Origin of the sequence: Bradyrhizobium sp. CCBAU 45394, assembly GCF_028128655.1 — a bacterium.
GTDB lineage: Bacteria > Pseudomonadota > Alphaproteobacteria > Rhizobiales > Xanthobacteraceae > Bradyrhizobium > Bradyrhizobium diazoefficiens.
The window spans coordinates 21859-36023 of record NZ_LBIX01000145.1; the positions used below are offsets into that span (position 1 = coordinate 21859).

At 61.9% G+C, this 14165-nt stretch carries 14 protein-coding genes and 2 pseudogenes; 14 read left to right on the top strand and 2 right to left on the bottom strand.

All coding sequences use genetic code 11. The annotated features are described in order from the left end of the window. Positions 1-6: 6 nt before the first annotated feature. Both WN73_RS14805 and WN73_RS14810 read right to left on the bottom strand, forming a co-directional pair. Positions 7-873 (bottom strand): host specificity protein, encoded by an 867-nt coding sequence (locus WN73_RS14805; RefSeq protein ID WP_245570284.1) that lies wholly within the window; start codon positions 871-873, stop codon positions 7-9. Between the two features lie 645 nt (positions 874-1518). After that, positions 1519-2860: pseudogene (locus WN73_RS14810) on the bottom strand (IS1380 family transposase). Positions 2861-3984: 1124 nt separating this feature from the next. Between WN73_RS14810 and WN73_RS14815 the strand changes: the two are divergent. The 14 genes and pseudogenes from WN73_RS14815 to hypB form a co-directional block, all read left to right on the top strand. Beyond that, positions 3985-4437: a matrixin family metalloprotease gene (locus tag WN73_RS14815; protein ID WP_271553473.1), complete on the top strand. Its 453-nt coding sequence runs from the start codon at positions 3985-3987 to the stop codon at positions 4435-4437. 77 nt (positions 4438-4514) lie between these two features. After that, a complete protein-coding gene (locus tag WN73_RS14820) occupies positions 4515-4889 on the top strand; it encodes a hypothetical protein (protein WP_271553474.1) in 375 nt (124 codons plus the stop codon). Between the two features lie 324 nt (positions 4890-5213). Then, positions 5214-6305 (top strand): hydrogenase small subunit, encoded by a 1092-nt coding sequence (locus WN73_RS14825; protein ID WP_271553476.1) that lies wholly within the window; start codon positions 5214-5216, stop codon positions 6303-6305. Positions 6306-6335: 30 nt separating this feature from the next. Next, positions 6336-8126, top strand: coding sequence for a nickel-dependent hydrogenase large subunit (locus WN73_RS14830; RefSeq protein WP_271553478.1), 1791 nt, complete (start codon positions 6336-6338; stop codon positions 8124-8126). 9 nt (positions 8127-8135) lie between these two features. Further along, on the top strand, positions 8136-8879 hold the full coding sequence (cybH, locus tag WN73_RS14835) for a Ni/Fe-hydrogenase, b-type cytochrome subunit (protein ID WP_271553480.1): 744 nt from the start codon (positions 8136-8138) through the stop codon (positions 8877-8879). Between the two features lie 16 nt (positions 8880-8895). Next, complete coding sequence (locus tag WN73_RS14840) at positions 8896-9474, top strand: HyaD/HybD family hydrogenase maturation endopeptidase (RefSeq protein WP_097669716.1); 579 nt, start codon at positions 8896-8898, stop codon at positions 9472-9474. Between the two features lie 22 nt (positions 9475-9496). Then, entirely contained in the window at positions 9497-9793 is a 297-nt protein-coding gene (locus tag WN73_RS14845) for a HypC/HybG/HupF family hydrogenase formation chaperone (RefSeq protein ID WP_097669715.1), read from the top strand. A 243-nt stretch (positions 9794-10036) separates the two neighbouring features. Further along, positions 10037-10483, top strand: coding sequence for a hydrogenase accessory protein (locus WN73_RS14850; protein ID WP_097669714.1), 447 nt, complete (start codon positions 10037-10039; stop codon positions 10481-10483). Then, positions 10480-11343, top strand: coding sequence for a hydrogenase expression/formation protein (locus tag WN73_RS14855; RefSeq protein ID WP_097669713.1), 864 nt, complete (start codon positions 10480-10482; stop codon positions 11341-11343). Before WN73_RS14850 ends, WN73_RS14855 begins: the two co-directional genes overlap by 4 nt. After that, complete coding sequence (locus WN73_RS14860) at positions 11340-11549, top strand: rubredoxin (protein ID WP_097669712.1); 210 nt, start codon at positions 11340-11342, stop codon at positions 11547-11549. The genes WN73_RS14855 and WN73_RS14860 overlap by 4 nt, the downstream gene beginning before the upstream one ends. Beyond that, on the top strand, positions 11546-12061 hold the full coding sequence (hybE, locus tag WN73_RS14865) for a [NiFe]-hydrogenase assembly chaperone HybE (RefSeq protein WP_271553485.1): 516 nt from the start codon (positions 11546-11548) through the stop codon (positions 12059-12061). Before WN73_RS14860 ends, hybE begins: the two co-directional genes overlap by 4 nt. Beyond that, a complete protein-coding gene (locus WN73_RS14870; RefSeq protein ID WP_097669710.1) occupies positions 12058-13143 on the top strand; it encodes a nickel-dependent hydrogenase large subunit in 1086 nt (361 codons plus the stop codon). The genes hybE and WN73_RS14870 overlap by 4 nt, the downstream gene beginning before the upstream one ends. Next, a complete protein-coding gene (hypA, locus tag WN73_RS14875; protein WP_097669709.1) occupies positions 13136-13477 on the top strand; it encodes a hydrogenase maturation nickel metallochaperone HypA in 342 nt (113 codons plus the stop codon). The genes WN73_RS14870 and hypA overlap by 8 nt, the downstream gene beginning before the upstream one ends. Beyond that, positions 13477-14165 (top strand): annotated as a pseudogene (gene hypB, locus WN73_RS14880) (hydrogenase nickel incorporation protein HypB); the annotation flags it as partial. The gene hypA and the pseudogene hypB, both read left to right, overlap by 1 nt.

Consider the following 14165-nt stretch of genomic DNA (forward strand, 5'->3'; position numbering starts at 1 on the left):
GCTGTTCTACTCCATGCGCAATCGTGCGAAGTGCTGGTCCAAGAGGGATGCCGGATCACCACCTGAAGAGGTCGTTTCGGCACTTTCGACACTTGCTTCAGAAGCGGTGTCACTAGAAGCGGTGTCACTATCCTCGACCTTAGTAAGATACTTCGTAGGTTTGTCTACTCGCTGCCACTCGTTGCTCTCGTTCTTCGTCCACACTTCGGGATGCTGGTTAGGATCAAGCGCCCAATCATTACCACCCATGTGGACAAAACCCATTTTTTTCAGACGGGGTTCCATGCCCTCCATGCCAGGACGTGACAAGACCAAGGGATGGTCGCCGTCCAGTCGCAGTTGATGCTCCAGCAGAATATCGCCCGCGTTATCGACCAACGGATGAGTAACCCGAAGCTCAACCACGGACGTGATATCGTTGCGTCCAAACTGTTGCCAAACCTGCTCCCCCTCGATTTGAGTCGGCCCACCTGCTTTTAAAAGCCCGACGGTTTCGTCACCTAACTGATAGCTGTAGAATCGTCCTGGCTTGATTGAATATTCGGGAGTGTTGAGGTAGCTTCCAGCAACCGCTCCTGTGCGCCAAGCCTTCTCGGACACGTGATCCGAGTACTCTTCTGGGTTACCGGCGATGTGCCTGATGTCGCCGCCCAAAAATCTCCTCAGTCCGTTTTCGAAGGAATTTTGATCGATCTCTATGATCGGCGGCTTGGAAGCCAGAGAGTATGGCGTCGTTGTCACCGACGACGACGTACCGGGCTCCATGCCCGCAACTGTGTCCGCAAATCGGGGGCTCTCTCCCTCATCTCCAGATTCATCAACATGGCTGGCGCTTCCAGGCTGGCTGGACGATCCGACGATTCTACCATACATCAGATTCGCTCTCCTCTCGGCACAATTGCACGCTGGAGCTCGTGCCGCGCAAGCTCCGCGCGGAGGAGGATATACAGCTTGGCTGACCACAACCTGACGCATAGGCGGCCAATTTAGGCTCATTCCCAATCCTCAAGGGAGCAGTGCAAACAAATAAATAAAGAGTGCTCCGTGAAAAACGCGGACGAGCGATGATTTAAGCAATCTTTTGAGCCGGGACAGTTTCGGCGAAGGCACGGATGATGGCGCGTCTGCGGGCCATCGCAGGAGCAGGCCGAAGTTGTAGCCGGCCGACTCGCTCTTCAAGTCGCTCCCGCAAAAACATGGCGAGCCAAAGCACCTAAGCCGTACAATATCGCGCACGGTACGCTACTGCCGACCACCATGATGACCAGGTAGATCACGCCGCACTCTTTAAGGCCAACGCCCGCAGCGCGTGGATTGACCAAGAAGAAAAGGACGGTCGCTGCCGCGCCTAGCCCGTCCTATTCGTGAGAGTGCGGCTTTTTAGTCCGATTGATGCGGCCGCACATCTTGTCTGACGAGGCGCACAGGATTGCCTTCGGCTATTCACCGCCTGACGACCCGTACTTTGCAACGCGCTTGAGGGATGGGGTGGGCGAACGGGGGCGCACGCCCCGCCGGTCAAGGACCGAGCGGCAGCAGCGCGCCTGGCAAGCCGCGGATCAGGTCGGCTTCGGGACATGCCGCGGCGAACGCAAGGCGAATGCGGCTCGTGGTCTCGACGACACGGGCAGCGATTTTCAAGAGCCGAAGACGCAGCGTCGCGAACTCGGCAGCGGCCAATTCCCGGACTTCGGGAATCGCCTCGCGCACGGTCAGCATCAGCCAATAAGCGGCCGTATGGAGCACGAGACGGACCTGGTTGGCGAGCGCCGAACGGCAGCTGGTGCGGTCGGAGGCGAACTGCGTCTTATGCAGCTTGATCAGATTCTCGGCTTGGCCGCGCGCGCAATACAGGCTGTCGTAGATCCACTCGGCCGAACCGACATCGAGGCTGGTGACGACGAAGCGGATGTCGAGGCCGAGCATCGTCGCCTCAATACGGGCGACGGTGCGCCGTTCGCGATCCCAGGACTTTGCCTTGTGGCGCGTCTCGGTATAGCCACGCAGAACCGGCGGGTTCTCGATGGCGCGTCGCGTGCGGATGTCGCCGGCGACCTCGTCGACTTTTCTGGCGAGCGGCTTGGTGCCGGACAGACCGAAGATGTAGTCGATGCCCGTTGGTCTCGCACCACGCCATTGCCTCCGGCCGGGCATAGTGCCCGTCGCCACGGAACGTAATTCGCGTGTTGTGCCATCGCGTGCGGATGTGCCGTACCAGGCGGCGCAGATGGGCACGCACCTCGACGCCGCCCGGCGTCTTGCCGGGCCGCAGCACGACCGCCACGGGCCGGCTCTTCTCCGTGTCGTAGACGTGGATCGGCAGAAAGCAGCGCTCGTCATAATGAGCGTTGAACAGCGAGAGCTGCTGATGGCCGTGGACGACATCGCAGCTATCGTCGATGTCGAGCGTGACGGATGCCGGTTCGCGCGGGTAGCTATCCATCCATGCGTCGACCAAAGTGTAGGTCAGTCGGATCACGTCGCGCAGGCGCGGAGCATTCTCCAGGCGCGACAGCGTCGGTTGGGAACACAGATCGCGACCGCTGTCCGGCAGCCGTCCGCAGGCCAGCTTGAATGCGGGATCGGACCTCAGATGATCGAGGTCGTCGGCGTCCTCGTAGCCGTAGCAGATCGCGAACATGCGCGCGCGGAACATATCGACCAGGCTGTGCACGACCCGCGTCGGATCGCGCCGATCCGGGAACACCCGGGCCAAATTGTCGGCCAAACCAAGACGCCGCTCGGCCATCGCCAGAAGCATCCCCCCCTTTCGAGGTTAGGCGCCCACCATCGAGGCAGCTGTGACTTTCTTGGCGTGAACGGCTGGAAACGAAAAGGGCGGAATCGTATCATCGGTCATGGCGGGCGTGGCGTTCACGGTTGAGGTGATGGGGTTGGCTTCGCAACCGAATCCTACGCCGCATCAACGCTTTACACCACGCTCGCCAGCCTCTCGGGCGCCCTCTTGCGAATAAGACGGGCTAGCTCGACGCGGACGGGGCGGTCATATGTGGAATTTCAGTCGAGCCGCGGCTTGCGTTGGTATTCGCCTCGCCATGGGCGGGTGTACCAGTCTGTATTATATTCATGAACCGCAGACAGGCGTGATCACGGCCGGTGAGCTGCCGTATTTCCTCAAGTCGATCCGATGTGAGGTCGTGACTTTCTACAAGATCGAACGGGAGAGGCGGAAGGAATACCTCAAAATCTAGAAGTCACGCCCTGAAGAGGCGTTCGACAGGTACGCTCATTTCGACATTGATCCGTTCCTGTATGGCACTTTCTTCCTGGAGTTGAAGGTCACCGATACGGGCGGGCTCGGCTCCGGTACAGCGTTTGATTACAAACGGATTCTGAGCGCGACCAGTAGTGAAATCACCCATGGGGTCCCACTGCTTCGGCTCAGGATACCTATGACCTGATCTGGTCATTCCTGATGAAACAGAACGCACAACTTGCGTCCGGTACGACGCCAGCGGCCGCGGGACCGGCAACGTATGAGCGCGGCTGCTATCATGGAACGCCGGCGGACCTGATCGAGCTCGAGGGGCGTGCTGAGAACAAGTACCCGGACCGAGCCGCCTATAAGCGCATCATTGTCGACGCGTCCAAGCCACTGGCAGCCTGGTTGCAGGACAACGCTATTCTCATCGCCGCTAACAATCTCACGCCGGCGATGCCTACCGAGAGCGCGGAGCCGGCGCAAATGACATACACTTTTCTCCATCCAGGCTTGGATCAAAGGATAATCCGATTTACACGGCTCCCTCGCCGGGAGGAGAGAAGTCGCAGGAATTCCCGGGAGGCGCCGGACGCCGTACGGGCGGCGGACCCCGGACAAATGGATTCATCGTGGCGCCGGTGCCTGTGTTCCCGCCGACCCCAACCCCGACGCAGTAGGACAATGGTCCGCCTCTGGTTACCCAGACTCTTGATCTCTTGGGGCGCGAATGCTCGCCTGCGCTTCCGTCGGGCGTGTCCGAAATGGAGCTGTACGGCACGGTCATTCGCGGATCGAAATGGGAGATCAAGGAAATCCCCGTCTGCTGGGAGAATCTGCAGCCGAAGGATCAAAAGTATGCCGACCTAGTTCGAAAAGCGGTTGCGGAGACCTGGCAGACTGCGGCGCAAGGCGGCGTGTGGTTTTCGAAGACCTGGCCGTTGTGTACCGACGGCGCGCCCGGTGTGCACGTGCGGGTCGCTGACGAGGGCGCTCACACCGACGTCGTCGGAAAATACCTTGACCGCAAGCCATCGGGCATAACTCTCAATTTCAGTTTCAATCATTGGAGCAAAGGCTGTCGAGATAGACGCGAGTTCTGCATTCGTGCGGTTGCGGTCCACGAATTCGGACATGCGGTTGGTTTCACGCATGAACAGAACCGCGACTGTCCGGCACTATCATGGCTATCGGCCATGGCGACCGACAACCGGTGAGGCGAGCCAGAGGGCGCCTCCTGACAAGAGCACCACCGGTGCCGAGGTCGTGATCAACGTCGGCTATCAAGGGTCTGGTGCCGGTCTACTTCGCCACGAATCGCGTGGTGATGGGCGGGCCTGGTCTCGAATTGAGCCAGATCTCCTATGCTCGTTCTGCCACCAACACCTTTGGCCACGTGACGGTCAGTATTCCGGTCGTTCACAAGATGGGCGAAGTGGAGACGCCGAAGACGAACTGGTTTGGGCTACGCAAGGAGGCGGAAGACGACAGAAAGCATTTCCGAATCCAGAAGCTATATCGTCTTTCTCGCGAAGAGTTCGCCTCCGCTACCGCAAATCCTGCCGATGGCATGATGCTCTTTGTGCATGGCTACAACGTCGGTTTTTCCGAGTCCCCTGTCTGCCGCCTTTGCTTCATCCGTGGTTACATCCTTGCCGGTGATGGTTAGTTGTTTCCCACAACAATGCGTGTTCTGTGAGAGGGCTTCCGGTCCTAAACCTCCATTAAACCTGCATCTTAACCAGCGTCGAGTATGGTGTGCACCGCGCACTAAGAAAGTATTTCCGGCGAGAGGCCGGAAACTTCCTTGCCGGCTGCAAATCGAATTGTTTCCGCTCCTCGTGTTGTCGGTGTCCCCGCGTACCGTTCATGAGAGTGATTCAGATCAGCAACGTTCTGGAATCCCTTCACTTTTGAATCGCTCCCGGCTGTTGGCCTGCTTCTTGCTGTCTTTGGCGTCATCGACAAGTCAAAGCCGAAGACGGGACGATTCATGGGCGCGGCGACGGAAACATTCTACAGCGTGATCAGGCGGCAAGGCATCACGCGCAGGAGCTTTCACAAGTTCTGCAGCCTGACGGCGACGAGCCTGGGGCTCGGGCCGCTCGCGGCGAGCCGCATTGCCAACGCGCTCGAGACCAAGCCGCGCGTGCCCGTGATCTGGATGCACGGCCTCGAATGCACCTGCTGTTCCGAGAGCTTCATTCGCTCCGCGCATCCGTTGGTCAAGGATGCGGTGCTGTCGATGATCTCGCTCGACTACGATGACACCATCATGGCGGCAGCCGGTCACCAAGCCGAAGCCATCCTCGAGGAAACCCGCGCCAAGCACAAGGCACAGTACATCCTCGCGGTCGAAGGCAATCCGCCGCTGAACGACGGTGGCATGTTCTGCATCGACGGCGGCATGCCGTTCGTCGAGAAGCTGAAGATGATGGCCGAGGATTCGATGGCGATCATCGCTTGGGGCGCCTGCGCGTCCTGGGGCTGCGTGCAGGCGGCAAAACCCAATCCGACCCAGGCGACGCCGATCGACAAGGTCATCACCAACAAGCCAATCATCAAGGTGCCGGGATGCCCCCCGATCGCCGAAGTGATGACTGGCGTCGTCACCTTCATCACGACCTTCGGCAAGCTGCCCGAGCTCGACCGCCAGGGCCGGCCAAAAATGTTCTACTCGCAGCGCATTCACGACAAGTGCTATCGGCGGCCGCATTTCGATGCCGGCCAGTTTGTTGAGGAATGGGACGACGAGGCCGCCCGCAAGGGCTACTGCCTCTACAAGATGGGCTGCAAGGGCCCGACCACCTACAACGCCTGTTCGACGGTGCGCTGGAACGGCGGAGTGTCGTTCCCGATCCAGTCAGGTCACGGCTGCATCGGCTGCTCGGAGGACGGCTTCTGGGACAAGGGCTCGTTCTACGATCGTCTCACCAACATCAAGCAGTTCGGCATCGAGAAGAACGCCGATCAGATCGGCATGGCGGCAGCCGGCGCCGTCGGCGCCGCGGTGGCCGCGCATGCGGCTGTGACCGCGGTGAAGCGTCTCGCCAGCAAGCGCGAAGACGCCGATCACAACAGCTAAGCGACAAAGACACACTAGGGCAGGAACACCATGGGTATCCAAACTCCCAACGGCTTCAATCTCGACAATTCCGGCAAACGCATTGTCGTCGATCCCGTGACCCGTATCGAGGGGCACATGCGGGTCGAGGTCAATGTCGACGCCGACAACGTCATCCGCAACGCGGTCTCCACCGGCACGATGTGGCGCGGGATCGAGGTGATCCTGAAGAACCGCGACCCGCGCGACGCGTGGGCGTTCACCGAGCGGATCTGCGGCGTCTGCACCGGCACGCACGCGTTGACGTCGGTGCGCGCGGTCGAGAACGCGCTCGGGATCACCATTCCCGAGAACGCCAACTCGATCCGCAATTTGATGCAGCTCGCCCTGCAGGTGCACGACCACGTCGTCCACTTCTATCACCTGCATGCGCTGGACTGGGTCGACGTCGTCTCCGCGCTCTCGGCCGACCCGCGCGCGACCTCGACTCTCGCGCAGTCGATCTCGAGCTGGCCGTTGTCCTCGCCCGGCTACTTCAAGGATCTGCAGACCCGGTTGAAGAAGTTCGTCGAGTCCGGTCAGTTGGGGCCGTTCAAGAACGGCTATTGGGGTAGCAAGGCCTACAAGCTACCGCCCGAGGCCAACCTCATGGCGGTGGCGCATTATCTGGAGGCTCTCGATTTCCAGAAGGAGATCGTCAAGATCCACACCATCTTCGGTGGCAAGAATCCGCATCCGAACTGGCTGGTCGGTGGCGTGCCCTGTCCGATCAATGTCGACGGGACCGGCGCGGTCGGCGCCATCAACATGGAGCGGTTCAATCTGATCTCCTCGATCATCGACCGTATCATCGAGTTCAACGAAATGGTCTATCTACCCGACGTAGCGGCGATCGGTTCGTTCTACAAGGACTGGCTCTATGGCGGCGGCATTTCGGGCCAGAGCGTGCTCGCCTATGGCGACGTGCCCGAACACGCCAACGACTATTCCACCCGGAGCCTGAAGCTACCGCGCGGCGCCATCATCAACGGCAATCTGTCGGAGGTGTTTCCCGTCGATCACGCCAACCCCGACGAGATCCAGGAGTTTGTGGTCCACTCCTGGTACAAATACCCCGACGAAACCAAGGGCCTGCATCCCTGGGACGGCATCACCGAGCCGAACTACGTGCTGGGTCCCAATGCGAAGGGCACCAAGACCGCGATCGAGCAGCTCGACGAGGGCGGCAAGTATTCGTGGATCAAGGCACCTCGCTGGAAGGGCCACGCCATGGAGGTCGGCCCGCTGGCGCGCTGGGTGGTCGGCTACGCGCAGAACAAGTCCGAGTTCAAGGATCCCGTCGACAAGTTCCTCAAGGATTTGAACCTGCCGATGTCGGCGCTGTTCTCGACGCTCGGCCGCACCGCCGCGCGCGCACTGGAATCGGTCTGGGCCGGACAGCAGATGCGTTACTTCCAGGACAAGCTCATCGCCAACATCAAGGCCGGCGACAGCTCGACTGCCAATGTTGACAAGTGGAAGCCGGAAAGCTGGCCGAAGGAAGCCAAGGGCTTTGGCTTCACCGAGGCGCCACGCGGCGCGCTCGCACACTGGATCAAGATCAAGGACACCAAGATCGACAACTACCAGTGCGTGGTGCCCACCACATGGAACGGCTCGCCGCGAGACCCCAAGGGCAACATCGGCGCCTTCGAGGCGTCGCTGATGAACACGCCGATGGTCAATCCCGAGCAGCCGCTCGAGATCCTGCGCACGATCCATTCCTTTGATCCGTGCCTGGCTTGTTCGACACACGTCGTGAGCCCGGACGGCCAGGAGCTCGCTAAGGTCAAGGTCAGGTAGGAGGCGACCATGATGGATGCAGTTGTGCCTTCTGCGGAAGCCGAGCCGAACCTCACAGCGATTGCGGCCGATGCGGCGGGCGAGCGTGCGGTGGGGCGTCCCACCGTCTATGTCTACGAAGCCCCGGTGCGCATCTGCCACTGGGTGAACGCGCTATCGATTCTGATCCTGATGGTCACCGGTTATCTAATCGGGACGCCGCTGCCTTCGGTCCAGGGCGAGGCGTCGGCCAGCTTCGTGATGGGTTATATCCGCTTTGCTCATTTCTCTGCAGGACAGGTGCTCGCGGTATTCTTCCTCGCGCGCATCCTGTGGGCCTTCGTCGGCAATCACCACTCCCGGCAGATCTTCTACATTCCAGTGCATCGCAAGCAGTTCTGGAAAGAAGTGCTGCACGAGATCCGCTGGTACGCGTTCCTTGAGCGCGAGCCGAAAATGTATGTCGGCCACAATCCGCTGGCGCAGACCGCGATGTTCACCGGCTTCACCCTGTTCGTGGCCTTCATGATCATTACCGGCTTTGCGCTCTATTCCGAAGGCGCGGGCATCGACAGCTGGCAGCACAAGCTGTTCGGCTGGGTGTTTGCGATCTGGCCGAACAGCCAGGACGTGCACACCTGGCATCATTTCGGCATGTGGGCGTTGGTGGTGTTCCTGATGGTGCACACCTACGCGGCGATCCGCGAAGACATCATGTCGCGCCAGAGCATCATCTCCTCGATGATCTCGGGCGAACGGCAATTCCGCGACTGAAACAGGAAGGCTACCGATGCCGACATCCTCGCAACACGACCGCATCCTGGTACTCGGCATCGGCAACATCCTGTGGGCCGATGAAGGCTTTGGCGTGCGCGCGGTGGAGGAGTTCCACCGCCGCTACGTCGTGCCTGATAACGTTACGATCCTCGACGGCGGCACCCAGGGCCTCTACCTCGTGAACTATCTGGAAGAGGCCGACCGCCTGATCGTGTTCGACGCCATCGACTATGGCCTCGAACCCGGCCGGTTGAAGCTCGTACGCGACGACGAGGTGCCGCGTTTCACCGGCGCCAAGAAGATGAGCCTGCACCAGACCGGCTTCCAGGAGGTGATCAGCGCCGCCGACCTGCTCGGCCGCTGCCCGAAACATCTGGTGCTGATCGGCTGCCAGCCGCTCGATCTCGAAGACTGGGGCGGGCCGCTGACGCCGCCGGTGCGCCACCAGATCGCGCCGGCGATCGATCTCGCCTGCGAGATCCTGGCCGAGTGGGGCATCGAAGTAACGCGGCGCAGTGCGCCTTTGGCGGAGTCCGAGCGGCTGCTCGCCAACGACATCGATGACCTCCATTACGAGACGCGGCCGGCCTGACCGCGCCTCTGGAGACTGGACCATGTGCCTCGGCTTACCCATGACGATTGTCGAGACCGATGGCATGTCCGCACTGTGCGCATTTCTCGGCGAGGAGCGCCGCGTCTCCGTACTGTTGCTTTCGAACCCGCCGGTGGGCGCGAAGGTGCTGGTCTATATCGACACCGCGATCCGTCTGCTCGACGAGGATGAGGCGCGCCTGATCGCGGATGCGATCGAAGGCCTGAACGCGGCGGTCGGGGGCGAGAATTGCGATCGCTTCTTTGCCGACCTCATCGACCGAGAACCGCAGCTGCCGGCACATCTGCGGTCCGAATAGACCGGCCCGGTTCAAGTATACCGGCGGCCGGATTGGCGGTGGCGATAGGCCTGCAAGCTGTCTTTCCACTGCAAATAATAAAGACGGAAAGTATCTTATCATTAAAACGAGCGTTGCCATCGGTTCGTAAAAATATCCGATGTAATCAAATAGGTGATTCATTGCTACTGCCAGCGATATGCTGGCACATACCTTGCTGACCTCTGTTCCGAGCGAAAACATAAGCTTGTCAGGGGAGGTCTAATGGAATTCCAGGTGGGGAAGAATGATCTGACGCGGCACGGCCTGCCTGAGATCGACGCCGCGACGGTTGATCGTTTTCTTGGCGAGGCGGATGCTGCCGGCGCGATCGCCGTGCTGCTGTCGGCGGGCGATCCCAATCGTTTCCCGGAGGCGATCGATGTCGCCGTGGTGCTGCCGGAGTTGATTACCGCTTTCGGCGGCCGGCTGCGCGGTGCCGTCATCGCGCGCGGCGACGAGAGCGCGGTCGGACAGCGTTTTGGCGTCCGCGTGCAGCCGACGCTGATCTTCGTCGCCAAGGGCGAGACGCTGGGGCTGATCGCCAAGATCCAGGACTGGTCGGTCTATGTCGATCGCATCACAAAACTGATCGATCGTCCGCGCGGGCGAGCCGCCGCGGTCGCCGTCACCATCGTTCCCCAGCATCGCACGCAAGGTGTCAAGCTATGAAGGTCGGGTTCTGGGATGCGCCCGAAGGCGCCGAGCAACCGGTCAGCGTGTTTCCGATCGGCGAGGAGAGTCTCAATGCGTCGAAAGGCAGCCTGACGGCGGCCGGAGCGCTGGCAAAGCTTGCAACGCTCGACAGCGCGGAGCTTGCCTGGAGCTGCCCAAACGCGGTCGCGCTGCTCTCGCGGATCGCAGATGCCATCGCGGGCCAGAAAGCCGACGCGCCGACGCAGCTGTTCCGGCTCGCCAATCTCAACGAGCTCGAGAGCAAGCTCATCGCCGACGTGCTCGGCGAAGGCGAGGTTGGTGGCGTCGTCGCGCTGCCGGACGGATCGCTGGCCCAGATCCAGGAATCGGTGCTGGCGGGGATCTGGCGCGTGCGGCTCGAGTCCGACGCCAGCCACGAATATCTCGAGATCGGCGCCATACCCGAGATCGTCAAGCGCGCGGCCGCCGACCTGACATCCGCCGATTTCGAGATCGGCGAGGTGCCGGGGGGCGCCATGAACGTGCTGCCGGTGCTCGCCGAAATCCGCGAGCGCGCCCTGGCCTGGCGGCCCGGCATCCGCTCGCAGATCATCAACTTCACGCTGCTTCCGATGAGCCCGGTCGACATGAGCTTTCTGCAGGACACGATCCGGAACGGACCGATTCAGCTCGTGTCGCGCGGCTATGGCACCTGCCGGGTGCTGTCCACGGGCATCCGCAATGTCTGGTCGGTGCAGTTCTTCAACGCCATGGACACCATCATTCTCGATACGCTCGAAGTCGGCGGCGTGCCGACCGTCGCGCTTGCGGCGGACGAGGATTTCGAGGATTCCGCCGAGCGGCTGCAGGAAATCATCGAGGCCTATTTCAAATGAGCGCCTTCGAGAATTTTGGCGTGCGTCAGGACGTCGCGGACATCACGCGGCTGGAATGCGGCATCTGCTGGACCGTCTATGATCCGGCTGACGGTGACGAGGTGGCGCAGATCGCGCCCGGTACGCCATTCGCCGCGCTGCCGGAGGAATGGCACTGTCCGAATTGCGATGCCCCGAAATTCAAATTCATGGCGATCGAAGCATGACGGGAGGCGCGCCGGTTCCCGTCGCAGACGCCGACGCCGCGGCGTGGGGCGATCTCCTGGCCGGAAGCTATCGGCAGATCGGCGACCGCGCGATGCGCGATCTGCCGATCTGCAACGATGCGCTCGGCGTGGAGGCGGTCGGTTTCCGCCGCTTCAACGGCACGATCGTCGGCATCATGGTCACGCCGTGGTTCATGAACGTGGCGATGCCTGCGAGCGCGGTGGCCCAGACGATGTCGGGCGCGACCGTGCAAGTCCGTTTTCCCGCGGGCAACATCGAATTCATCATCAGCGAGGTCGGACAAATGGGCCGGATCGCGAGTTGTTCGCTGTTCTCGCCGATGTTCCAGCTCGCGGACATGGCCGCGGCGCGGGCGACGGCCGAAGCAGCCATTGTCGAACTGATGCTGCCGGCAGACAGTGAGGAAGCGGTCCGCCGTCGCGAGCCTGCGACAACCCCGATCGATCGGCGTAACTTCCTGCGCGGTGCCTTGACGGAGCGGCGTGAATGAGCCTGGGGTTCCGCAACGAGATCGACATCACGGTGTGGCTCGCCAGCGGCACGATCGCCGACGTCGCGATCCGGCCGCGCAGCCGGCCGCCTTTAACGCGGCTGTTTGCCGGCAAGCCGGCGATGTCGCTGCTCTCGGTGCTGCCAAGGCTTTTCTCGCTCTGCTCCGTCGCCCATCAGGTGGCGTTCCTGTCGGCGGTCGAGGCCGCGCAGGGGCAGGAGGCGACACCGGTGACGGCGCGGCGTCGCGTCACGGCTGTCGTCGCCGAGCGGCTGACCGAATTGCTGCGCGGCCTGTTCGTCGGGTGGCTCACGCTCGACGCCACGAGCGCTGCTGCCGTGCGCGCGATGATGCAGGCGAGCACGGTTCTCGGCGGCGCCAGCGACGCCGTGCCGAAAGCCTTGCGTCGCGACGTCGTCGCACAGATCAAGGCCGCGCTCGGCGCGCTGGGAATTTGCGGCGAAGACCAGATCCTCGCACCCGGCAGCGCCCTCGCCGCCTATGTCGCGCGCTGCGATGGCGAAGTATTGTCGCCGGCAATGGCCGAGCAATCATTCCTGACGACGGCCGACGACCTCGAAATCGTCACGCGCTTGCTGGCGGATGGGGCGGCCTATTCCGATGCGCCGGAACTTGGCGGCAAGATTCCGGAAACCGGTGTGTGGGCGCGCAGGGCGCAACGCGAGCCGGTCTCGTCGGCAGGCCCGGCCGCGCGCCTCAAGGCGCGCATCGCCGAGGTCGCGCGGCTCTGCGCCTGGCTCGATGGCGGCGACGAGGATCCCGATGACGGCGTCGTCGCAAGCTATCGCCTCGGCGCAGGCAAGGGCGCTGCCGCCGTCGAATGCGCGCGCGGGCGGCTGTACCACGCCGTCGCGCTCGACGATGAGGATCGCATCACGAGCTTCGAATTTCTGGCACCGACCGAATGGAATTTTCATGCCCGCGGCCCGCTGGTCCGCAGCCTCAAGGGCTCGCTGCTCGCCGCCGGCCCGCAGGGACAGGATGCGGTGCGCACGCTGGTCGACTCGTTCGATCCCTGCGTCGGCTTCAGCCTCAGTTTTCGTGAGGCCGGCCATGCATGAGATGGCACTGTGCGAGGGCATCATCGGCATCGTCGAGGAGGAAGCGCGCAAGCGTTCCTTCGCCAAGGTGAAGATCGTCTGCCTCGAGATCGGCGCGCTCAGCCACGTTGCGCCGGAAGCCATGAAGTTCTGCTTCGAGGCGGTCGCTGCGCAGACCATCGCGCAAGGGGCGAGGCTCGAGATCGTCGAGACGCCCGGGACAGCCTGGTGCATGGCGTGTTTCAAAAGCATCGAGATCAAGCAGCGTTACGAACCATGCCCATCCTGCGGTGGCTATCAACTGCAGGTGACGGGCGGCGAAGAGATGCGCGTAAGGGAACTGGAGGTCGACTGATGTGTATGGTCTGCGGCTGCAGCGACGGCAAAGCATCCATCGAACATGCCCATGATCGTGATCACGGGCATGACCACGATCATGATCACGACGGGCATCATCAGCACCACCAACACGGTCATGGACACGATCACGACCATGACCATGGTCACGATCACGATCATCACCACGATCACACCCACGAAGATGCCGGCCTGGTCGATTGCGGCCCGAATCCTGCGGGCCAAAAGATCGCCGGCATGAGCAGCGAGCGCATCATCCAGGTCGGGCGCGACATTCTCGGCAAGAACGACCGCCTCGCCGCCGACAATCGTGCGCGCTTCCAGGCCGATGAGGTGCTTGCCTTCAACCTGGTGTCGAGCCCGGGCGCCGGAAAGACCTCGCTGCTGGTTCGCGCCGTCTCCGAATTGAAGGACAGCTTCCCGATTGGCGTGATCGAGGGCGACCAGCAAACTTCCAACGATGCCGAGCGCATTCGCGCGACCGGCGTGCCGGCAATCCAGGTCAACACCGGCAAAGGCTGTCACCTAGACGCCGCCATGGTCGGCGAGGCTTATGACCGGCTGCACGGCTGAACGGCGGTCTCCTCTTCATCGAAAATGTCGGCAACCTCGTGTGTCCGGCGGCCTTCGATCTCGGCGAGGCCTGCAAGATCGTGGTGTTCTCGACCACCGAGGGCGAGGACAAA